Origin of the sequence: Mycobacterium sp., assembly GCF_032159775.1 — a bacterium.
GTDB lineage: Bacteria > Actinomycetota > Actinomycetes > Mycobacteriales > Mycobacteriaceae > Mycobacterium.
Window position 1 is genome coordinate 1 of sequence record NZ_JAVHWK010000125.1, and the last position, 20166, is coordinate 20166.

At 67.1% G+C, this 20166-nt stretch carries 22 protein-coding genes and 1 pseudogene; 15 read left to right on the forward strand and 8 right to left on the reverse strand.

All coding sequences use genetic code 11. The annotated features are described in order from the left end of the window. The 5 genes and pseudogenes from QOJ24_RS15380 to QOJ24_RS15400 all read left to right on the forward strand — a co-directional run. A pseudogene (locus QOJ24_RS15380) lies at positions 1 to 285 on the forward strand (hypothetical protein); the annotation flags it as partial. Positions 286 to 586: 301 nt separating this feature from the next. Beyond that, entirely contained in the window at positions 587 to 994 is a 408-nt protein-coding gene (locus tag QOJ24_RS15385) for a YciI family protein (RefSeq protein ID WP_526262638.1), read from the forward strand. Next, positions 994 to 2172, forward strand: a complete 1179-nt coding sequence (locus tag QOJ24_RS15390; protein WP_526262640.1) for an RNA polymerase sigma factor — start codon at positions 994 to 996, stop codon at positions 2170 to 2172. Before QOJ24_RS15385 ends, QOJ24_RS15390 begins: the two co-directional genes overlap by 1 nt. A 33-nt stretch (positions 2173 to 2205) precedes the next feature. Then, complete coding sequence (locus QOJ24_RS15395; RefSeq protein ID WP_526262642.1) at positions 2206 to 2430, forward strand: hypothetical protein; 225 nt, start codon at positions 2206 to 2208, stop codon at positions 2428 to 2430. A gap of 11 nt (positions 2431 to 2441) precedes the next feature. Next, positions 2442 to 3071 carry a TenA family protein gene (locus QOJ24_RS15400; RefSeq protein ID WP_526262799.1) on the forward strand — a complete coding sequence of 210 codons (630 nt, stop codon included), beginning with the start codon at positions 2442 to 2444 and terminating at the stop codon, positions 3069 to 3071. Here the strand turns inward: QOJ24_RS15400 and QOJ24_RS15405 are convergent. Continuing rightward, positions 3046 to 3846, reverse strand: coding sequence for a DNA-formamidopyrimidine glycosylase family protein (locus QOJ24_RS15405; protein WP_526262644.1), 801 nt, complete (start codon positions 3844 to 3846; stop codon positions 3046 to 3048). The genes QOJ24_RS15400 and QOJ24_RS15405 overlap by 26 nt on opposite strands. A 33-nt stretch (positions 3847 to 3879) precedes the next feature. Between QOJ24_RS15405 and QOJ24_RS15410 the strand changes: the two genes are divergently transcribed. Together QOJ24_RS15410 and QOJ24_RS15415 are read left to right on the forward strand one after the other, a co-directional pair. Then, positions 3880 to 4599, forward strand: coding sequence for an NUDIX hydrolase (locus QOJ24_RS15410; protein ID WP_526262646.1), 720 nt, complete (start codon positions 3880 to 3882; stop codon positions 4597 to 4599). Positions 4600 to 4754: 155 nt separating this feature from the next. Next, positions 4755 to 4940: a hypothetical protein gene (locus QOJ24_RS15415; protein WP_526262648.1), complete on the forward strand. Its 186-nt coding sequence runs from the start codon at positions 4755 to 4757 to the stop codon at positions 4938 to 4940. Here QOJ24_RS15415 and helR read toward each other — a convergent pair. Then, on the reverse strand, positions 4937 to 7132 hold the full coding sequence (gene helR, locus QOJ24_RS15420) for an RNA polymerase recycling motor ATPase HelR (RefSeq protein ID WP_526262650.1): 2196 nt from the start codon (positions 7130 to 7132) through the stop codon (positions 4937 to 4939). The genes QOJ24_RS15415 and helR overlap by 4 nt on opposite strands. A gap of 205 nt (positions 7133 to 7337) precedes the next feature. On the opposite strand from helR, the gene QOJ24_RS15425 reads away from it, so the two are divergent. Next, complete coding sequence (locus QOJ24_RS15425; protein WP_526262652.1) at positions 7338 to 8513, forward strand: acyl-CoA dehydrogenase family protein; 1176 nt, start codon at positions 7338 to 7340, stop codon at positions 8511 to 8513. A gap of 7 nt (positions 8514 to 8520) precedes the next feature. After that, positions 8521 to 9627, forward strand: coding sequence for an acyl-CoA dehydrogenase family protein (locus tag QOJ24_RS15430; RefSeq protein WP_526262654.1), 1107 nt, complete (start codon positions 8521 to 8523; stop codon positions 9625 to 9627). On the opposite strand, the gene QOJ24_RS15435 is transcribed toward QOJ24_RS15430, so the two are convergent. The 3 genes from QOJ24_RS15435 to QOJ24_RS15445 are packed head-to-tail and all read right to left on the reverse strand — an operon-like array spanning position 9606 to position 11966. After that, positions 9606 to 10502: a ferredoxin family protein gene (locus tag QOJ24_RS15435; protein WP_526262656.1), complete on the reverse strand. Its 897-nt coding sequence runs from the start codon at positions 10500 to 10502 to the stop codon at positions 9606 to 9608. The genes QOJ24_RS15430 and QOJ24_RS15435 overlap by 22 nt on opposite strands. Further along, the gene (locus tag QOJ24_RS15440) at positions 10499 to 11707 is read right to left on the reverse strand and encodes a cupin domain-containing protein (RefSeq protein ID WP_526262801.1); all 1209 of its coding nucleotides are present in this window, start codon (positions 11705 to 11707) and stop codon (positions 10499 to 10501) included. The genes QOJ24_RS15435 and QOJ24_RS15440 overlap by 4 nt, the downstream gene beginning before the upstream one ends. 10 nt (positions 11708 to 11717) lie before the next feature. After that, positions 11718 to 11966 carry a BatC protein gene (locus QOJ24_RS15445; protein WP_526262658.1) on the reverse strand — a complete coding sequence of 83 codons (249 nt, stop codon included), beginning with the start codon at positions 11964 to 11966 and terminating at the stop codon, positions 11718 to 11720. Positions 11967 to 12168: 202 nt separating this feature from the next. On the opposite strand from QOJ24_RS15445, the gene QOJ24_RS15450 reads away from it, so the two are divergent. From QOJ24_RS15450 to QOJ24_RS15460, 3 genes are all read left to right on the forward strand, one after another. Continuing rightward, the gene (locus QOJ24_RS15450) at positions 12169 to 12453 is read left to right on the forward strand and encodes an SRPBCC family protein (protein ID WP_526262660.1); all 285 of its coding nucleotides are present in this window, start codon (positions 12169 to 12171) and stop codon (positions 12451 to 12453) included. A 116-nt stretch (positions 12454 to 12569) separates the two neighbouring features. After that, positions 12570 to 13769, forward strand: a complete 1200-nt coding sequence (locus tag QOJ24_RS15455) for a hypothetical protein (protein WP_526262662.1) — start codon at positions 12570 to 12572, stop codon at positions 13767 to 13769. 3 nt (positions 13770 to 13772) lie between these two features. Then, positions 13773 to 14930 (forward strand): metallophosphoesterase, encoded by a 1158-nt coding sequence (locus QOJ24_RS15460; protein ID WP_526262664.1) that lies wholly within the window; start codon positions 13773 to 13775, stop codon positions 14928 to 14930. A 205-nt stretch (positions 14931 to 15135) separates the two neighbouring features. On the opposite strand, the gene QOJ24_RS15465 is transcribed toward QOJ24_RS15460, so the two are convergent. Next, entirely contained in the window at positions 15136 to 16092 is a 957-nt protein-coding gene (locus QOJ24_RS15465) for a DNA polymerase domain-containing protein (protein ID WP_526262666.1), read from the reverse strand. A 28-nt stretch (positions 16093 to 16120) separates the two neighbouring features. Here QOJ24_RS15465 and QOJ24_RS15470 point away from each other — a divergent pair, with 28 nt between their 5' ends. Both QOJ24_RS15470 and QOJ24_RS15475 read left to right on the forward strand, forming a co-directional pair. Next, positions 16121 to 17011, forward strand: coding sequence for an EamA family transporter (locus tag QOJ24_RS15470; RefSeq protein WP_526262668.1), 891 nt, complete (start codon positions 16121 to 16123; stop codon positions 17009 to 17011). Positions 17012 to 17045: 34 nt separating this feature from the next. Continuing rightward, a complete protein-coding gene (locus QOJ24_RS15475; protein WP_526262670.1) occupies positions 17046 to 17702 on the forward strand; it encodes a hypothetical protein in 657 nt (218 codons plus the stop codon). Between the two features lie 35 nt (positions 17703 to 17737). Here the strand turns inward: QOJ24_RS15475 and QOJ24_RS15480 are convergent, their stop codons facing one another. Beyond that, positions 17738 to 18316, reverse strand: a complete 579-nt coding sequence (locus tag QOJ24_RS15480) for an XRE family transcriptional regulator (protein ID WP_526262672.1) — start codon at positions 18314 to 18316, stop codon at positions 17738 to 17740. Positions 18317 to 18529: 213 nt separating this feature from the next. Between QOJ24_RS15480 and QOJ24_RS15485 the strand changes: the two genes are divergently transcribed. After that, positions 18530 to 19486, forward strand: coding sequence for a hypothetical protein (locus QOJ24_RS15485; protein ID WP_526262674.1), 957 nt, complete (start codon positions 18530 to 18532; stop codon positions 19484 to 19486). Here the strand turns inward: QOJ24_RS15485 and QOJ24_RS15490 are convergent. After that, complete coding sequence (locus tag QOJ24_RS15490; protein WP_526262676.1) at positions 19483 to 20151, reverse strand: TetR/AcrR family transcriptional regulator; 669 nt, start codon at positions 20149 to 20151, stop codon at positions 19483 to 19485. The genes QOJ24_RS15485 and QOJ24_RS15490 overlap by 4 nt on opposite strands. Positions 20152 to 20166 lie beyond the last annotated feature (15 nt).

Below are 20166 nucleotides of genomic sequence, written 5' to 3' on the forward strand. Positions count from 1 at the left end.
CACTTGACTCCCCACGCCGTCATCTCCGGCGCAGGCATCGGCGGGCCCGCACTCGCTCATCAGCTCGCATCGCGCGGCTGGAAAACGACCGTCATCGAACGTTTCCCCCAACGCCGCAACGAGGGCCCTCGGACCCGTACCGGCATCCGCGCGCTTCACGCCGGCGCCCGTCTGGTTTCGAGCCCGGTCGGTAAAGCGCTGGGCGCTGTGACCGGCAACCGGATGAACGCTGCTGAACAGTTGCCCTTACCCGATTACTCCCACAGGACCGGCACCGCGACCTAGCACAGGCTTCTGAGGGTCTGCGTTCCGCCGATCCTGAGATTGGGTACACCGCGCGATGACAGTGCTGCGGCGGCTGATCGCCGCCCCGACGAAACGGAGATGACAATGACCGAGCCGACTGGTGCAGATGCTCCCATCGACGACGTGCTGACGCCTGCCACCCCCGGGGCTCAAGCTCTGCCGACCGAGGCCGAGGACGAGATCCAGGAAAAGCCCCAGAAGTAGATGTCGAGAACGGCGTGACGGCTCCGTCCCATGGATGAGTGACCAACTAGGGTCGCCAACCAGAAGGGAGAGCCGCATGGCCAAGTACCTGTTTCTCAAGCACTACCGAGGCGCACCGGCGTCGGTAAACGATGTGCCGATGGACCAGTGGACGCCCGACGAGATCGACGCGCACATCCAGTACATGGAGGACTTCGCCGACCGGCTCCGAGACAGCGGCGAGTACGTCGACAGCCAGGCGTTGGCCTCCGAGGGCGCATGGGTTCGCTACGACGGCGAGGGCAAGCCGCCGGCCACCGACGGGCCGTTCGCCGAGACCAAGGATCTGATCGCGGGCTTCATGATCATCGACGTCGCCTCCTACCAGCGGGCGGTGGAGCTGGCCGGTGAGTTGTCGGCGGCGCCCGGCGCGGGAGGCAGGCCGATTCACGAGTGGCTCGAACTGCGGCCGTTCATGGGTGCCCCGACGAGCATCACTGAGTGATGGCCGTCGGCGCGGTCGACGAGGCGCAGCTGCGGGATCTGATCCCGGAAGTGTTGGCGGCCCTCGTCCACCGCGGGGCGGATTTCGCGACCGCCGAGGATGCCGTGCAGGAAGCGCTGGTACGCGCCTTCGAAACGTGGGGAACGTGGTCCGCTGAATATCCGGACGATCCCAAGGGCTGGCTCATCACGACGGCGTGGCGGCGCTTCATCGATCTGACACGATCCGACACCGCGCGTCGCCGCCGTGAAAGCGTGGTGTCCGACGAGCCACCGCCGGGGCCGGCCGCCTCTGTGGACGACACGCTGCACCTCTATTTCCTGTGCGCGCACCCCAGCCTGACCGCCCCATCGGCTGTCGCCCTCACCTTGCGGGCCGTCGGCGGCCTCACCACCCGCCAGATCGCGCAGGCGTACCTCGTGCCCGAATCGACGATGGCACAGCGAATCAGCCGGGCCAAGCGCATTGTCGGCGATGTCCGGCTCGACGAGCCAGGCGATCTGCGCACCGTGCTGAAGGTGTTGTACCTGGTGTTCAACGAGGGCTACAGCGGCGACGTGGACCTCGCCGCCGAGGCGATCCGGCTGGCGCGGCAGCTCGCCGCCTCCACCCAGGATGAGGAGGTCGCGGGCCTACTCGCCCTCTTCCTTCTCCACCACGCCAGACGTCCGGCACGGACACGCGCCGACGGCAGCCTCGTGCCGCTCGCCGATCAGGACCGCAGCCTCTGGCGCCGCGACATGATCGCCGAGGGGGTAGCCGTGTTGCAGGCGGCGCTGGCTCGCGACCAGCTGGGTGAGTACCAGGCACAGGCCGCGATCGCCGCTCTGCACGGCGACGCGCAGAAGGCCGACGAGACCGACTGGCCGCAAATCGTCGAGTGGTACGACGAGCTCGTCAGGCTCACTGACAGCCCGGTCGTGCGGCTCAACCGCGCCGTCGCGGTCGGCGAGGCTGACGGCCCGCGGGCCGGATTGGCGGCGCTCGCCGCGCTCGACCCGACGCTGCCGCGGTACACGGCCTCGGCCGCCTACCTTCACGAGCGGGCCGGCGACATCGCAACCGCCGCGGAGCTGTACGTCGCTGCCGCCGATCGGGCGCAGAACGTCGCCGAGCGCAATCACCTCACGCTGCGGGCGGCGACCCTGCGCCGCAGCCTGCAGGGCGACCGCGGCTGATAACGTACCCGTGCGACACAGGAGGTACATGCCATGACGGCAATCGTCGAGCGCGAGGAGGTGTCTGACCTTGCCGCCCAAGCCGGCTGGCAGCACAGGGACGCCGATCGCAGCGACTACTACCTGCGCAGGCCGGACCGCGTCCACATCATCTGGCAGGGCAGCCACGCGATCAGCGGTGGAGTGTTGTACCGGGACGGCATCCTGATGTCTCTGACCAGGGATCTCGAAACGGTGCGGAGTTGGTTGAAGCGCTGACCGGTCCGCTCGTGACGTTGTCCGCGCGGTTGTGGTCGGAAAGCGCCGATGTGGCGGCCGACGTACTCGCGCACCCATTCGTACGCGGCATCGGGGACGGCTCGCTGCCGAGGGAGCTTTTCGCAGGCTACATCGCGCAAGACGCCTTCTTCCTCGAATCCTTCGCCCGCGCATATGCTTTGGCACTGGCGCGCAGCCGGGACACGTCAACACTGCTCACCCTGGCCGACCTCCTCACCGGCGTTCGACACGAGCTGGGACTGCACGCTGACTACGCGGGCTCGTGGGGCATCGACATGACCCGCGTGGAGCCGTTGCCTGCGACGTCGGCTTACACGGAGTTTCTGCTGGCAACGGCCTGTACGCAGGATCTGGGCGTCATCTACGCGGCGATGACACCGTGCATGCGGCTCTATGCGTGGCTCGGCTCGTCGCTCGATGCGCACACTGCGGGGCCCTACGCACAGTGGGTGCGGACTTACGCCGATCCGGAGTTCGACGCGACGGCGACATCTTTGGAGCGGCTCCTCGATGAACAGGCTGATGACACCGCCACCGTCCGCATCGCCTATCGGCGGGCAATGCGTCTGGAGCACGAGTTCTTCGACGCCGCGTTCACGGGCGGCCCGGCTGGCAGGTAGGACACCACCAGGTGCGCCGGCGTTCCGGATCGTTGGCCACCTCGGCCACGACTCGAACCCGCGTACCGCATCGCAGACACGGACGGCCCGCCCGGCCGGCCACCCAGTGCTGCTCGCCCTTGCGACGTACGCCCGTCGTCACCTGCATCGCTCCGGGAACAGTGGCGGAATGCCGTAGAGCCCTTGCCCCGAGTTCAAGGAGCGCCGGTATGTCGACGTCTTCCACCGGTGTCCACGGGTTGTGCCCGCGCAGGAAACAGAGTTCGTTGGCCCACAGGTTGCCGAATCCGGCGACGCAGCGCTGATCGAGCAGGGCGGCGTTGAGGGCTCGGCTGGGGTCGGCGGCCAGGCGACGCGCGGCTTCGGTGGCGTCCCAGTCGTCGCGCAACGGGTCGGGGCCCAGGTGCCCGACAGCAGATGCCTCGTCGCGGGTGCGCAGCAACTCGACGACCGGCAGGCGCACGCCGTACGCCGCCGGACCTTCGTCGGTCCGCAGCACCACCCGCACATCGGCCATGACAGTCGGCGGGAGCCACCGCCCGGTAGAAGAGATGGTCCAGGAGCCCGACATCTTGAGGTGGGTGTGCAGCGTGAGGTCACCGGTGAGCCGGGTGAGCAGGTGCTTGCCGTGCGTGACGTGGCCCAGAACCGTCAGCCCGGCCAGGTCCGCGGTCGCGTGCGCGGGTACCCGCAACTCGCCGTGCGTCAGCATGCGCTCGCGCAGCGCACCGTCGAGGCGGCGGGCCAGCGCATACACGGTGTCACCCTCGGGCACGTCTTCATCGTCCCCTCGTCCTAAGGTCGAGCGGTGACGATCACGTACGACGACGCGTTGCGCGAGCGGATCAGGGCGAACTTGACAGCCCACGACCGGCGCGCGGTGGCCGACCCGACGAAGCGGCACGCGGCCGTCGCCGTGGTGCTCGTGGACTCCGATGTCGGAGACGACAGGGTCGACCCGGTGAATGTCGACGCCTGGAACGACGGACGCGAGATCGTGCTGGAAGGCCTCGACGGCCGGATGGTCGACGTGGCAGGCGGAGCCGCTTTCCTGCTGTGCCGCAGGGCCACCCGGCTCTCGTCTCACGCCGCCCAGTGGGCACTTCCCGGCGGCCGCCTCGACCCGGGCGAAACAGTGGTCGACGCCGCGCTGCGGGAGCTGGACGAAGAAGTCGGCGTCACGCTGACCGAAGCCGATGTCTTGGGGCTCTTGGACGACTACCCGACACGTTCGGGTTACGTCATCACCCCGGTGGTGATCTGGGGTGGCGGACGGCTCGACCCGCGTCCCGCACCCGACGAGGTGGTGGCCGTCTACCGCGTCGGGCTGCACCAACTTCAGCGCGACGACTCTCCGCGCTTCATCTCGATCCCGGAGAGCCCGCGCCCGGTCGTGCAGATTCCGCTTGGCAACGACCTGATCCACGCTCCGACAGGTGCCGTGTTGCTGCAGCTGAGGCGGCTGGGGCTGGAGGGACGCAACGACCGGGTCGACGACTTGGAGCAGCCGGTATTCGCCTGGAAGTAGGAATACCCGGCGGAAGCGACGGGTTTAGAGAGTGCAACGGCGGGGCACTTCTTAGCGACTTCACGGGCAGTGCTGACGGTCTCGCTCAGGCTCGCCGGGCACATTGAATACAACGTCCGAAGAACGACGCCATATTTGCACAAGGTGGTGGTGACATGACCACGACGGCCGCAGCCGCCAATGTCGTCTTCCTCGAAGCGCATCCCGGGTGGCGGGCATCCCGAACCCGGTCAGAGGCACTCGTGGCCGCGATGCGCAGGCACCCGTCCTATCAGGGTGACCTACCGGAGCCCCTGTCGGACCGGGAGCCGGCCCAAGTGCTGCACATGCGCGCCCACTAACCCCGGTTGTCGGCGAGTCCACTCAACGCAGAGGGCAGCGGGCCGCGGTGCAGGACGCCAAGGCGTTGCGTGGCACGGGTGAGGGCGACGTACAGTTCGGCCGCGCCGCGCGGTCCCGCCGCCAGTATCCGCTCCGGCTCCACCACAAGGACCGCGTCGAATTCCAGTCCCTTCGTTTCCGACGGTGCCACAGCACCCGGCACACCGGGTGGGCCGATCACAACGCTCGTGCCTTCGCGTTGCGCTTCCTCGCGGACGAAATCTTCGATCGCAGAGGCTAATTCGTTTTCGGTGACCTGTTTGGACCATGGCTTGACACCTGTCGCGCGCACCGAATCCGGCGGTTGGACGTCCGGCGCGAACTCGGCGAGCAGGGCGGCGGCGACGGTCATGATCTCTGCCGGAGTGCGGTAATTCACCGACAGCGACCGGTACATCCACCGGCCTGGCACGTACGGATCCAGCATCGTGTCCCACGATGTCGCTCCAGCCGCCGACCGGCGTTGCGCGAGGTCACCGACCACCGTGAAGGACCGGCTCGGGCAGCGGCGCATCAGCACCCGCCAATCCATTGCGGACAGTTCCTGCGCCTCGTCGACGACGACGTGCCGGTAGGTCCAGTCCCTGTCGGCGGCCGCGCGTTCGGCGAGCTCCCGGGTATCGCGTACGACGAAGCGGTCAGCCAGGTCCTCGGCGTAGAGCAGGTCGGTGGCGAGCAGATGGTCCTCGTCGGACATCAGGTCTTCCCGACCGACCATCATGTCGAGGACCTCCTCGGCGTACTTGGCTTCGGCTTTGCGCTCCCGCTCTGCGGAGTCGTCAACGGGCTTGTCCGGCCCCAACAGGTCGACCAGCTCGTCGAGCAACGGCACGTCCGACACCGTCCACGAGTCGCCTTCTGCACGAAGCAGCGCTGCGTCCGCCCCCGCCGCCCGCAAGCGCTCGGGCGAGCAGTACAGCGTGGCCAACAGCGATTCGGGGGTGAGTATCGGCCAGAGTTCCTCGACCGCCGCCGAGAAGGAGGCATTGTCGGCAAGGTCGCGGATGAGGTCGCTGCGCATCTGCTCCCACGCCTTCTTGTCTTCCCGGGTCAGCCAGCCGCGCCCGATGCGCGCTATCGCCCGCTCGGTCAGCACATACGTGACGATGTCGATGAAGACGGCGCGGGCCTCGTTGTGCGGTCTCTGGCTTCCGCGCGCCTCATCTCGCGCCCACTGCGCCGTTTCCGCGTCGATCTGCACCGTGACGTCGGCCAGGTTGATCGGTATCGGCTCTTCCGGCAGCCGTTGCCGGTCGGCGACCGCCGCCGCGAGCACATCGGCCATCATGCGTGAGCCCTTGAGCCGCGCGACCTCCGGCGCATCTTCGTCGCTCACGTGCAAACCGGGCACCAGGTCCCCGGTCGTCATGAACACCACGTCGGTCTCACCGAGCGACGGCAGGACGCGGCCGATGTGGTTGAGAAAGGCCGAATTCGGACCGACCACGAGCACACCGTGATTCTCGATCCGCTTGCGCTGGGTGTAGAGCAGGTATGCGACCCGGTGCAGCGCCACCACCGTCTTGCCGGTGCCGGGGCCACCTTCGATCACGAGCACGCCAGGATGGTCGAGCCGGATGATCTCGTCCTGTTCGGCCTGGATGGTGGCGACGATGTCGCGCATCCCGTCGCCGCGCGGTGCATTGACCGCCGCGAGCAGGGCGGCATCGCTACCGTCTCCCTGCTGCGCACCGTCGGGCCGGCCGAGGACCTCGTCGGTGAATTCGGTGATCTGCCTGCCGCGAGTGTGGAACTGACGACGGCGGCGCATGTTCTCCGGGTTGGCGCCGGTGGCCGTGTAAAACGGACGCGCCGCGGGCGCTCGCCAGTCGATCAGCAAGGGTTCGTATTCGTCGTCCTTGTCGAAGATGCCAATCCGGCCGACGTAGGAGCGGTCGCCCGAGAGGGAGTCCAGCCGCCCGAAGCACAAACCGTTGTCCGCGATACCCAGCCGCCGCATCTCCTTGGCCAGCGCGCGCACCTCGGAATCCCGTTGCACGAACGTCCCGCCGTCCTTCTTGTCGATCGGCCCCCGCAACGCCGCGACGTAGCCGCCCTTCACCCGCGCCCGTTCAGCATCGAGCCGGCGGTAGAGCTCGGTCACGTACTGCTGTTCGGAGCGCAGCTCGCTCTCATACTCCCGAGTTGTCACATGCCCCCAATTGGTGCGCGTTTCGCCTAGGGGGAAGATTGTGGAGCAAGACCGGGGCCTTGCCGCAAGCCCCCGGGTGCGATATAGATTGATAGTGGAAGGGACGTCGATCCCTTCCTTTTTTGTGCGCTGCCACATGGAGGTGGCCCTCGACGGGTACCTCGTGGAAGCATCTGCGGCAGCGCAACACAGAACGGGGTTGACCTTGAAGCTGGAATTGAGTGACGAGGATGCCGCCTTCCGCGAAGAGCTTCGGCGCATCTACACCACCGAGATTCCCGACGATATCCGTGAGCGGGCCCGCGCGGGGGAACCGGACTATCCCGACGATTTGGTCCGCACCCAACAGATCCTCAACCAGCACGGCCTAGCGGTGCCCAACTGGCCGGTCGAGTGGGGCGGCAAGGACTGGACACCGCTGCAGCGCCAGATCTGGCTGGACGAGATGCAGTTGGCCGCGGTGCCCGAGCCGCTGCCCTTCAACGCCAAGATGGTCGGCCCAGTGATCGCCCAGTTCGGGTCGCAGGAGCTCAAGGAGCGGTTTCTGCCGCCCACCGCCAACCTGGACATCTGGTGGTGTCAGGGCTTCTCGGAACCGGAAGCCGGCTCAGACCTGGCATCGCTGCGCACCACCGCCGTACGTGATGGCGACAGCTACGTCGTCAACGGCCAGAAGACGTGGACGACGCTGGGCCAGTACGCCGACTGGATCTTCCTGCTGGCCCGCACCGACCCGAATGCGCCCAAGCGTCAAGCGGGCATCTCATTTCTGCTGGCGAGGATGGATACGCCGGGGATCACCCTGCGACCTATCAAGCTGATCGACGGCGGTTACGAGGTCAACGAAGTCTTCTTCGAAGACGTGCGCGTGCCCGCCGATCAACTGGTCGGCGAGGAGAACCAGGGTTGGACGTACGCGAAGTTCCTGCTGGGCAACGAGCGCACAGGCATTGCGCGCATCGGCAACACCAAGCTGTGGATGTCACAGGTCAAGGAACGGGCCGCCCAGGTGCGCCTCAACGGGTCGACGCTGCTCGACGATCCCCTGTTCGCGGCACGGGTTGTCGAAATCGAGAACGGTCTATTGGCACTGGAACTCACCCAGATGCGGGTCAGCGGATCGGAGGCCGACGGTAAGCCCAACCCCGCATCGTCGATCCTCAAGCTGCGTGGCAGCCAGCTGCAGCAAGCGGCCACCGAACTGCTCGTCGAGGTGGCCGGACCGGACGCGTTGCCGTTCGACAGCGGTGACGACCTCGACGCACCGGTGTGGGCGCAGCATGCTGCACCCCGCTACCTGAACTACCGGAAGACGTCGATCTACGGCGGTACCAACGAAATTCAACGCACCATCATCGCCTCGACCATTCTGGGATTGTGAGCTGACCGTGGACTTCGACCTGACCGAGGAGCAGCAGCTGCTGCGCGATGTCACCCGCGACGTGCTGTCGCGGAACTACGACATCACCCGATACAACGAGATCACCAGCGGTGAACTCGGCTGGAGCCGCGAGGTGTGGAAGCAGTTCGCGGAGGTGGGCCTGCTGGGCCTTGGATTCGATCCCGACGAGGCAGGTCAGATCGAGGTCATGGTGGTGATGACCGAGATCGGCAGGCGGCTGGCGCCGGAGCCGCTGGCACATGCGGCGCTGATCCCCGGCGGTTTGATCGCCGAGCTGGGTTCCGACGAGCAGAAGAAGGTTCTCGATGATGTGACGGCGGGCGAGGTGCTGTTGGCCTTCGCCCACGACGAGCCGGGTGCACGGACGGGCCCTGCTGAACTCAACACGCGGGCGGAGAAAAGCGCAGACTCGTGGACGGTCAGTGGCCGGAAAAACCCTGTGCTGGCGGGCGATTCGGCTGACTCGGTCATCGTCACCGCCGCGCTTCCCGACGGTGGCTCGGGACTGTTCCTCGTCGACGCTGCCGCCACGACGCGGCGCGCCTACCGCACCTTCGACGGCAGACGGGGGGCTCAACTGGACTTCGACGCCGTCTCCGCCGAGCCGCTGGGGGCTGGCGGTGACGCCGCAGAACACATCGCGCGCACCGTCATTCGGTTTCAGTCCGCGTTGTGCGCAGAAGCGGTCGGCGCGATGGAGGAGGCGCTGCGGCTGACCACCGGATACCTCGGCGAACGCAAGCAGTTCGGTGTTCCGCTGAGCAATTTTCAGACCCTGACCCAGCGCGCCGCCGACATGTACGTGTCACAGGAGTTGGCCCGCAGCATGAACTTCTACGCCGCGATGTCGATCGCCGACGGCAGATTCGACCCGGTCGTCGCCGCGCGGACCAAGCTGCAGATCGGCCGATCCGGACGGCACATCGCCCAAGAGGCTATCCAGCTGCATGGCGGCATCGGAATGACGGCCGAGTACCCGGTCGGCCACTATGCGTCGCGACTCACTGCCATCGACAACACCTTTGGAACAGCAGACGATCAATTGCGTGCGCTCATCGGGCACATCGGCGACTACGGAACCGTCTCCCTGTAGATCGATGCCAGCCTGAACATCCGGACCTGGCCGGGGACCCGTGCGTCGCACTGCGACAACAGCGGCTCCGACATCTCCTCGGTCAGCATGACATTGATGGTTCCCGCGTCGTCCTGAAGCACTACGCGGATTCGGTGATCGCCCCGCTCGACGGTCAGCGGTGACAGGCTGGCGATGCGGTCGTCTCCAAACGCCTCACGGGCGAAGTGCTGGGCGGCTTGTACGACGTGCGGCAGCGATGTCCGCCCGCGCAGAAACCTGTTGTCAACGCGCCCTTCGAGATAAAGCCGGATGAGATCCGCCGAATCGGCCGAGTCGACCCGCCCGTAGCACAGCCCCTCGGGGAGCACGAGCATGGTCGCCGCGAAACGGTCACCACCCAGATGTGAACACTCCCAGGTGTATTCGGGGTATCGCGCCGCAATCGCCTTGCAGGCGCTGCGACCCCGCACTGCACAGCACTGATCGTGCTTGCCGTGTGCACAAATCGCCACGACAGGATCGGCGGACGGCGAACCGTCGCTGCCGTCGAGAGCGATATCGAGGTATTCGCTGGGGTCGCTGACCTCGCCGCCGTACAGCGCTTCGCTACCGGGTTCGCAGTGCGCCACGAACCACCGCCATCGTGGTGTGGCCGACCGACGACCGGGACGACGAATTGCCGCGATGCGCATCTTCGCGGACTCGACGCGGCGGACGATGGCGCGCCCGAGGTTGGGGTCGATGACGGTCGGAGACTGCAGGAACGCCGAATGTCCCCAAGCGCCAGGCAATTCCAGTAGTACCCAGGAGAACCCGGCGGAGGCTGTTCCGTACATCGGGTCGGCGCGCAACACCGACTGGTCGCTGCACGGCACCCTTCCGGCAGCCGTCATCCGTCGACCGGCACGACGACAGCCTCTCGCAGCAGTCTGCGGATCAACACGGTCCCGTCGGCGTGGTCGAGACCCGGCAGGCTACCGGCGTCAGCCACCTGCCCGGCGCGCAGGGCAGCGACTGCGTTTGCGCAGGACATCGGCAGTGTTAGCACCTTGTCCGGCAGTCGGAGCACGACATGTCCGTCGGATTCGTGGATGGTGGTCACCAGGCCGTGCCGCCACTGAACCGGGACTGTATCGGCTTGTTCGCCTGCCAGAAGGGCGGCCAGCGGACGGATCGCGACGGGCCGTGTCCGGTCAGCGTGCCGGTGCACCAACCTCGAGGCTGCGGCGTCGCTCAGCGCGGACGCCTCGTCCCGCAGTGTCGCGACCATCTCCGCCATCACCTTGCTCACCGACGCGATGATCTCATCCCGATCAGTCGGGTCGCCGCCCATCGGCAGAGACCTCCGGTATGCCTGCGTGGTCGCCATCTCGCCGATCACCGTTCGTGCCACGTCGATGCCGGTCAGGGGAGCCACGCCGACGGTGAGATGAATCGACGTGGTTTCCAGCGCCTGCGCCGAATGGATCCATCCGCGTGGCAGATACAGGGCATCGCCTTCGGATAACACCGTGTCAATGACCGGTGCCCCGGCCACCCGGTCGGCTATCGCAGCGCGGTGCTCCGTCCACGGTTGCGACGGCAGGGGATCGACATGGACAGGCTCGTGCACGATCCACCGCTTCTGCCCCGATGCCTGCAGGACGAATACATCGTGGACGTCGTAATGCGGATCGAAGCCGCGACTGGTGGGCGGCGTGATGTAGGCGTTCGCCTGCACCGGATGACCCAGCTCGTCGACCGCCTGCCGAACGAAGTCGATTACGGGCGGCCACAGTCGGTGCAGGCCCTGCAGGACAATCGTTGCGCCACTGGCGAACTGGGCCAGCACCTTGGCGGAGTCCACCTGGTCGGGCATCTCTGCGCCGAACCCGGCGGGACCGACATAGCTGTCTTTGGCCAACACGTCGCCCTCGCTGGCCAGGCGGATGAACGGCGCGCGCACCCCGCGCTCGGCGATCAATTCGTCGACCGTGTCCGGCGAGAGCAGATCGCTGAAGTCGCGGGGGAGCGCGTCTGACGTGCTGAGCAGCGGCCGACGCCCCCAGTACTCGGTAGCGAATATCTGGGGGTCGATCGAGACGCAGCGGCTCAGCACCGAGGCGCGGTCAGGCTGTGCCGTCTGCGCCGCCGTCGTGGCCTTCGGGGTTCGATCCGCCGTCGGCCGCGCCTTCGCCCCCTGCGCTTCCGTCGGCTCCACCGTCGTGGCCTGCCGGGTTCGAGCCGCCGTCGGCCGGACCTTCAGCGCCTGCGCTTCCGTCGGCGCCCCCGTCGTGGCCCTCGGGGTTGGAGCCGCCGTCGGCGGTTCCCTCTCCGCCGCCGCCTGATGTGGTGATGTCGTCGTCGTTGAGCGCCATGCTCGGTCCTTTCTGTTGGGTAGCCGCGCGTAAGGGAGCTGTCGCCGCTACGTGCGCAGGGGATTGCCGCAGAACAGCAAAACGAAACGGGTTGCGGGGCCCTGATACCCGCTCGACGTGATGCTTGAGGCGCTGTGACAGATGACTGACATCACCACCGCGACGGCGTGCACCGCCGCCGGCCCTCCCTAGTCTCGGGTGCGTGCCCTTACCCGGGACCGAGGTCTCCACAACGATTGCAGCCACAGTCGGCATCAATCGATATTCGGCGATGGGGGAATGGACCACTCAGTCGGAGGTGATCGAGTGGGACGCCCCTCGGGTCTTCGCGTGGGCCGTCGGCGGGCGCGAATGTCCCGCCGCGATCTGGCGTTTCACGTTGACCCCGACGGACAACGGGACCAAGTTGACGTACCGGGTGCAGCTCGGTCCCGGTACGTCCGGAGTGACGCTGCTGGTCGGCAGGAGCCCGGCCGAGAACGAATGATCGTCGCCGCCCGTCTCCGCCAGTTCGACGAAGCGATGACGGCGACGGTAGCCGGGATCAAAACCCTGGCGGAGGCATCTACTGCCGATTCATAGAGCAGGTTCTAAGGTCGGTGGGTGGGCGGCGGTGTGACAGCGATGGCGGCAGGCGGTCGTGTCGCCGTCGCGATGGCGGTCCTGACAGTCGCAGCGGCCGCGTGCTCGGACGGGTCCGGTGCCGAGCAGCCGGCCACCAGCACGACGACGACGGTCGCGGCCCCGAAACCGACCACGCTGCCGTCCTGCGTAACGACGGTCCCGGCGGCGTGGCAAAAGGCCATCGACGAGAGCGCCGTCGAGACCGGCGGCGTCTCGAACGTTCCCATGGCCGTCGGCAGGCGCGGTGAGGTTGCCGTCTCACACGACGACGGCGGCACTCGGAACCTGCTGTTGATCAACTCCGACAAATCCGTGAGCGAGATCTACGCGGTGCCGGAGCCCGACGAGAACACGATCGGGACGGTGACGATGGACGACCGCTGGGTCGTCGTCGGCGTCGAGCACTCACCGCGCGGCGCCAACGGCATCATCCCGACGATCACGCGTATCGACGTGGTGGACCGGCAGGGCAGTGCGACCAGGAATGTCGTTGACAGCCCTCTGGAGGACCTCACGTCCGGCGGCAAGACCATTGATTCGGTCGCCCTGTTCGGCGGGAAGGTGTACTGGATCACGCGAAACACCTTTGTCGGCGACGCCGGGAAGATTCAGTCGTATGACCTGAACACCGGAACCGTCAGCGAGGTGGCGGCCGGCGAGATGCGCAACGTGCGGGCCACCGCCGCGGGCCTGACATGGGACGTCGCCTGGGATCAGAACACCGGCGCGCGGGCAGAGCTGAAGATTCCGGACGCGTTGCCGCCCGCGGTCGCCGGGGCGGTCGGCACCGGCCGCGAGCAGTTGACGCTCGCGACCGACGGCAACGCCTACGCGTGGTCCACCGGAACAGACCGGGGCGAGCCCGCCCTCGCGTACTGGTCACCGAACTCAGGGCTGGTACGTGTCACGGGGGATGTCCCTGCGGGCGGGAAGTTTGACGCCTCGCCGCTCTTTGTCGTCGGGCCCTACGTGGTGCTGGACAGAGGGCGCCCAGGCGATGATGTCGACACCTCTGCGACCGTCATCGACACGCGGTCGGGTGCGCTCACCTACCTACGCCCGTCGGTCGGCGGCGCGGATGGCGGCACCATCGCGGTGGGCCTTGAGGCGACCATGAGGCAGCCCCCCACCAGCGCAGGTGTTCTCCGCGTCGACGCACTGCCGCCGCTGACCTGCTGACGCATGTTCATCGCCATCCTCGCCGCGGTCCTTGGACTGATGCATTGCTATATCTGGAAGCGGCTGATCAAGGACACCAGTGGGGGCGGTGCTCGATGGGCGCTCACCGCAGTTCTCGTCGCACTGCTGGTGCTCCTGGTGTGCACGCTGCTGTTACCGAGGCTGTTCGGATGGCGTGAGCCGGCGTGGCTCGCATGGCCCGGATATGTCTGGTTCGGTCTGATCGTCTATCTGTTTCTCACCTTGCTGGTGGTCGAGCCCGTCCGAATTGCCTTGCGCCGCTGGATAAACCGCAGATCGCCGGACCTGGCCGAGGCGGACGAGCGGGCGATTAACCGCCGCGTGTTCATCGCCAGGACGAGCGCGGTCGCGGCAGGCGTCGCCTCTGTGAGCCTGGTCGGTGTCGGCATGGCCAGTGCACTCGGTCCGCCCGACGTCCTTCGGGTCCCCATTCGACTGCGCAGGCTCGATCCCGCCTTCGACGGGTTCCGCATCGCCGTGGTGTCCGATATCCACCTCGGCCCGTTGGCCGGGCGTGCGCATACCGAGCGGATCGTCGCGATGATCAACGGAACCGAGCCGGATCTCGTTGCGATCGTCGGCGACCTGGTGGACGGGACGGTCGAGGAGCTCGGACCCGCAGCGGAGCCGTTGCGCGACTTGGTGTCTCGGGAGGGTTCTTTCTTCGTCACCGGTAACCACGAGTATTTCGTCGACGACACGGCGTCCTGGCTACGGGAGTTGGAGCGACTCGGCGTAGCACCGCTGCAGAACGAGAACACGGCAATCCGGCGGGGAACGGCCGCCTTCGATCTGGCCGGTGTCAACGATGTCGCCGGTGAGCAACGGTCGCACCCGCCTGACTTCGACCGGGCTCTGTCCGGCGTGGACGGATCGCGACCGACGATTCTGCTCGCCCACCAACCGGTTCAAGTGACGGAGGCTTCCGCGCGTGGCGTGGACCTCCAACTGTCCGGCCACACCCACGGTGGCCAGATGTGGCCGTTCCACTACATCGTCCGCGCTGTGCAACCCTCGCTCGCCGGGCTCTCGACGGTGGACCAGACGCAGCTGTACGTCACAAGGGGGGCGGGCTTCTGGGGCCCGCCCGTCCGGATCGGTGCACCGCCGGACATCACCCTCGTTTCGCTGGAGTCCTAGTCCGCAGAGAACTTTCGAGATCGGGATGAATCGACGAAGTCCCATCCGTTCTGGCCGTCAGCGATAACGATCAGAAGGGATCAATCATGCGAATCGTCGTCATTGGTGGAACCGGCCGCATCGGCTGAGGGGCTGGCCGAGGCGGTCAGGGGTGCACTGGCGCGTCGGTGCTGCCCGTGGTCGACTCCAGCCGAACACTTCCCGTTTAGGACGTCGTGCGGCGGGCCCTGGCGCGACGCTTCCCTTCGTGCATCGCGGCCACCCGGGCGACGGGGATGGTGCGGCCCTGTTCGATCAAGTCTGTTGGCAGCCGCTGTGATTCGGGCATCGCATCGGCCCACGGGTCACGGTCGCCGAGCGCGTCGATCGCCGAATGCACGGTGAAGTCGGCGGGGTTGACGGAATCCAGCTCCGACCAGTCCAGCGGAAAGGAGACCGGCGTGCCCGGTCGAAGGCGCGGGCTGTAGGCGGCCGCGACGGTCGCCCCACCTGCGCGGGTGGAGTCCACGAACACCTTGCCGCCGCGGTCCTCGACGATGAACGCAGTCGTGGCCAATGCGGGATCGAGCGCTTCCGCCCTCGCCGCGACCGCACGCGTTGCCGCGGCCACATCGTCGACAGGCGCGGAATCGTCGATCGGTACGAAAACGTGAATTCCCTTCGCACCGCTCGTCTTCACCGCCCCCGACAGACCCGCATCGGCCAGAGCCTGCCGGACCAGATGTGCGACCGCCACCACGGCGCCGAAGTCGTCGTTACCGGGTGGGTCCAAATCGAGAACCAAATGCGTGGGTCGGTAGATGTTTTCGGCAAGCCCCAGTGTCGGGTGGTATTCGACCGCACGCTGGTTCGCGAACCACAACAGGGTGCGTCGGTCGTCGCACAGCGCATAGTGCACCTCCCGCTTGGACGCCTCGGCCCAAATCGGGACGGTCTTCACCCAGTCCGGGGTGTACTTCGGCACGTTCTTCTGCATGAACGGCGCCTGCCCGCGCAGGACTCGAAGCACGGTGAGCGGTCGCCCGGCCAGCCCCGGCAGCATCCGATCGGCGACGGCGTCGAGGTAGTCCACCAGGTCACGCTTGGTGGCGCCCGCCTCCGGGCTGAGCGGTTGGTCGAGATTGGTGAGTTTCACCCCGTCCCGCTCGTCGTCGGTGCTCACAAATCCACCCTATGCCGACGACGTATCGTTGCGACTCATCCGATCTCCATCGTTGCTGCCCGGATGGTCGATCCCGATCATCTTCGTGGTCGGGGCGATCTCTCAATACGCAGGCGCCGCCATCGGCGTGTTCCTGTTCGACACCACCGAGCCGGCGACGGTCGCCTGGCTTCGGGCCGCCGCCGCCGCAGTCGCCCTGCTCGCGTGGCGGCGACCGTGGCGTCGTCGGTGGAGCAGGCGCCAAGCCGGTGTCGCGTTGACGTTCGGGCTCGTGACCATCGGCATGAACGTCGCAATCTACGAGGCGATCTCGCGCATCCCGCTCGGCACCGCGGTCGCCATCGAGTTTCTCGGTCCGACGGCGGTGGCGGCACTCGGCTCACGAAGACGACGTGACTTCGCCGCCGTCGGGCTGGCATGCGTCGGCGTGGCGCTGCTGGCTGGGGTGGAGTTCGACGCCAACCTGACCGGCGTGTTGTTCGCGCTGGTGTCGGCGGCTATGTGGGCCGGCTACATCCTGCTCGGCAAGCGGGTCGCCGACACCGGCGACGGACTCGATTCGTTGGCGGTGGGGATGTCACTGGGAGCGGTGATCCTCGCCCCCGCCATCCTCGTCCCCCAGGCACTCATCGACGCGTCGGTCTTCGCCGATTCCCGGACATGGCTGCTCGGTCTCTGCATCGGGCTGCTGTCCACCGCCATTCCCTACGCGCTGGACCAACTCGTCTTCGTCCAGATCGGCAGTGCGAAGTTCGCGTTGCTGCTGGCGCTCCTACCGGTGACGGCGACGCTGATCGGCATCGGGGTGCTGCGACAGATTCCGACGATCCTGGAAATCCTCGGCATCGCACTCGTCGTCGTGGCGCTGTTGCTGTCCGCCCGAGGATCGACTGACGCGCAGCCCGAGACTCCTCCCTAGTCGCTCAGGGGCGCGGCGGTGGCATCCTGGCGGAGTGGGCTTGCTCATCGTGCGTCTGGTGGAGCTGCTGATTGTGGTCGTGCCGCTGATCGGCTTGGCCTACGGCGGCTTCAAGGCGGTGTCCAAAGTTCGCGACCGCGTCGACGACGTCCCGGCGGTGGGCGGGTCTCCGCAGGCGCAACGGACCAGCACGTCGGCGCAGCGGCGGGCAATCGAGCGGACGGTGCGTGAGCACGACCGCACGGACACCCGTTGGCTCGACTACGAAATGGATGTCAGCAAGCTGCTCGACTATCCGCTGATGACCGATATGCGCGATCCGTTCACCCAGCGGTTCCACCGCGCCAAGCTGCGGGCCGACCTGCTGCGTCCCGCCGAGCCGGGGGATCTGCTCGACGATAGTGCCGCCGCCCGCGATTACCGAGACGCTGTCGAGGAGTACGTGACGGCGTTCGAGGTTGCGGAGGCAGAAGCGATCCGCAAGCGCCGCGCCGACTTCTCAAGGGACCAGCAGCAGCGTCTCTCCCGCGCGCACAGCGCGCTGCGCATCGCGACGGACACCGCGGCCACCCCGCAGGAACGGGGGCGCGCCTTCGATGTCGCCCGACGAGAACTCGACGGTCTTATCGTGCTGCCGGAGCGCACCCGCGCGGCGATCGAACGCGGAATAGCCGGTGAGCTCGACCGCTGACCGCTACACCATGCCGCGGGATTTTTCGGCCCGGCTCAGCCGGCGTGCTCCTCGGCGAAATGTTCTTCGTGACCGTTGACGTGTGAATCGTCGTGGTCGTGGTGCTCCTCGGCCTCGTGATGATCGGGCTCGGGGTGCTGCAGGTGTTCGGTGCCGGGCACTCCGCCGAGAGCGGCGATCGTGTCCCGGATCCTTGCGGCCTCGTCATCGTTGGGGGTGCCGCCCGCCTCGAGCTCGTCAGGCAGGTGGGTCGGCAGTCCCGCGCCGTTGGCCACTTCTTCCGCCGACAGCTTGGCGTGCACCCGCGTCACGTACAGCTGCTGGCCCAGGCTCGATCCGGGTGCCGCGGCGGCATGCTCCATGAGGGAGTCGTATCGCCGCCTCACATTGCTGAGCTCGACGATCACTGCAGGCGACGGCCTGTTGCTACTGGCGGCATCACCCAGGGCGGTGCGCAGCTTCCGCAAGCCCTCGAGCACCACGTCGGCCCGCTTGTGGAATTTCTTGTCCTCGGCGAACGGCAAGGCGTCGATCGCAGCGCTGTACATATGCATCGCCGCCTCGGACAGACTGACGATGATCGACGAATCATCCTGTGGCGCTGCTTGTCCCATGGGCCTCTCGAATCTCCGCGGTCAATTACGAAAGCAGTGAGCAGCCGACGACGCGTGCCTGTCCGTCGCCCCGCTCGACTTGAGCACGGGTTGACACTAGCGGGCGGCGCCCCGCTGCGTCACCGGGAGTCCCGGGCACGGTGTGACGATGGGGTGTGCGGTTCCCTAGTCTGTACCCGCAACGCGGGAAGGCTCGGGTGGAACGGAGGGTCGATGACGGGACTTGTGGAGTCCACCGTCGCAGGCGACCAGTCCGAACGCGGCGAGGTACGGGACGCGACGGAGCCGATACCCGGGACAGTGCCTGCCCGCCGAGCCGACGGCTGGTTCGCTGCGATCGACGGCTGGCGCGGCGTCGGCTGGCTGTCCGGCGGGGCCGTCGGCGGCCTGGCCATCGCGTGGTTCATCCTCGGGGCCCCCGGCGAAGTCGGCCCCAAGGCAGACTGGTTCTTCGGCGCCGCGGTCTTCTGCGCCGTGCTGGTCATCTTGTGGCAGACCGTCAACATTCAGCGTCAGGCGAACCAGCGAGCGGCCCTGGCGGAAGAGCGGCTGCGCACCGAGTTGGCGGCCGCCGAGCAGCGCTCGGCCCTCGAGCGGGCTGCCGCCGAGGAGCGCTCGGTGCGCGAGTTGGCATCAACGCAAAAGCTGCACAGGGCCGAACTGGAGAGCCAGCAGAAATCTCATCGCGCAGAGTTGGCTGCCCACCACCAGCAGGCGGAGGTCGAGCGCACCCATCTGCACAATCAGCTTCAGAAACAGGCGGTGATAGAGGTGTCGCGGGCGGTGAGCCTGCATACCCAGATGCTGGCGACGCTGTGGAACCGGGGTGCGGGCGTCCTGGGCAGCCAGGATCGCGCCGAGCGGGAAGAAGCGATGCTGCCGATTTTCGAACAGATCGGGCAGGTCGTGAACGACTTCTCGGTCGAACTCGCCAACGCGCACCAAATCGTGGACGACACTCGCCTCAATCGGGCACTCGAGGGTGTGAACGAGGCTGTCCTGATGGGGATTCGGGTCGCGCAGGACGTGTGCGACGACATCGTCGACGGGCGTACGACGCAGCCGAATCCGATCCCGTCCGTGCAGAGGACCATGTACGAGAAGGCGGCCGAGGCGCGACGGCTCGCATGGGATCTCTTGCGGACGGGTCTCGACGGCGCGGCCGATTAGATCCGGTCGCCGATGCGCGTGACCGCCTCGGTCAGCGATTGGTTCGTCCGGTTCCGGTCATCACCCATGCCGACCAGGACGTCGACGGTGATCGGCGCGAGGATCTCGGTGACTCCGTGCCCCTCGTGCCCGAAGAAGCCGGCGATCTCGAGCAGAACCGCGCCGTGGGTGAGGCACCACAGCCGCCCGGCAACCACCGACGCTCCGTCGTCGCGAATTCGGCCCGCACCGATCATCCGCCGGACCACCTCCAGCAGCGCCTCGAACGACACGGCGAACTCGGCCCGGTCGCTGGCGCTGCCGGTAACGGTCAGATCGGCGTGATGACGGTCGAGGGAGTCGGCGGTCGTGCCGAACATCATCTGGTAGCGCTGTGGATTGGCCAGTGCGAACTCTCGATAGTGAACCCCCATCACAAAGAAGTCGGCGACCGGGTCATCGGTCCGCTCGACCTCGGTGAGCGCGGCGGTGAAGCGGACGAACGTCTCGCCGGCGATGGCGTCGATGAGCCCGGTCATGCCACCGAAGTGGGTATAGACGGCCATCGTCGAGGTGCCGGTCTCGGCGGCGAGTTTGCGAGCGCTGAGCGCAGCCATGCCGTCCCGCTCGAGAACTCGCATGCCCGCCTCGACCATCTGCTCCCGCACATCGCTCACGGTTGCCATGGTGCCATAACAGTG

Coding starts and splice junctions, on each gene's coding strand:
- QOJ24_RS15385 (WP_526262638.1), top strand. CDS start 587: ATGGCCAAGTACCTGTTTCTCAAGCACTACCGAGGCGCACCGGCGTCG.
- QOJ24_RS15390 (WP_526262640.1), top strand. CDS start 994: ATGGCCGTCGGCGCGGTCGACGAGGCGCAGCTGCGGGATCTGATCCCG.
- QOJ24_RS15395 (WP_526262642.1), top strand. CDS start 2,206: ATGACGGCAATCGTCGAGCGCGAGGAGGTGTCTGACCTTGCCGCCCAA.
- QOJ24_RS15415 (WP_526262648.1), top strand. CDS start 4,755: ATGACCACGACGGCCGCAGCCGCCAATGTCGTCTTCCTCGAAGCGCAT.
- QOJ24_RS15435 (WP_526262656.1), bottom strand. CDS start 10,502: ATGACGGCTGCCGGAAGGGTGCCGTGCAGCGACCAGTCGGTGTTGCGC.
- QOJ24_RS15445 (WP_526262658.1), bottom strand. CDS start 11,966: ATGGCGCTCAACGACGACGACATCACCACATCAGGCGGCGGCGGAGAG.
- QOJ24_RS15460 (WP_526262664.1), top strand. CDS start 13,773: ATGTTCATCGCCATCCTCGCCGCGGTCCTTGGACTGATGCATTGCTAT.
- QOJ24_RS15480 (WP_526262672.1), bottom strand. CDS start 18,316: ATGGGACAAGCAGCGCCACAGGATGATTCGTCGATCATCGTCAGTCTG.
- QOJ24_RS15485 (WP_526262674.1), top strand. CDS start 18,530: ATGACGGGACTTGTGGAGTCCACCGTCGCAGGCGACCAGTCCGAACGC.
- QOJ24_RS15490 (WP_526262676.1), bottom strand. CDS start 20,151: ATGGCAACCGTGAGCGATGTGCGGGAGCAGATGGTCGAGGCGGGCATG.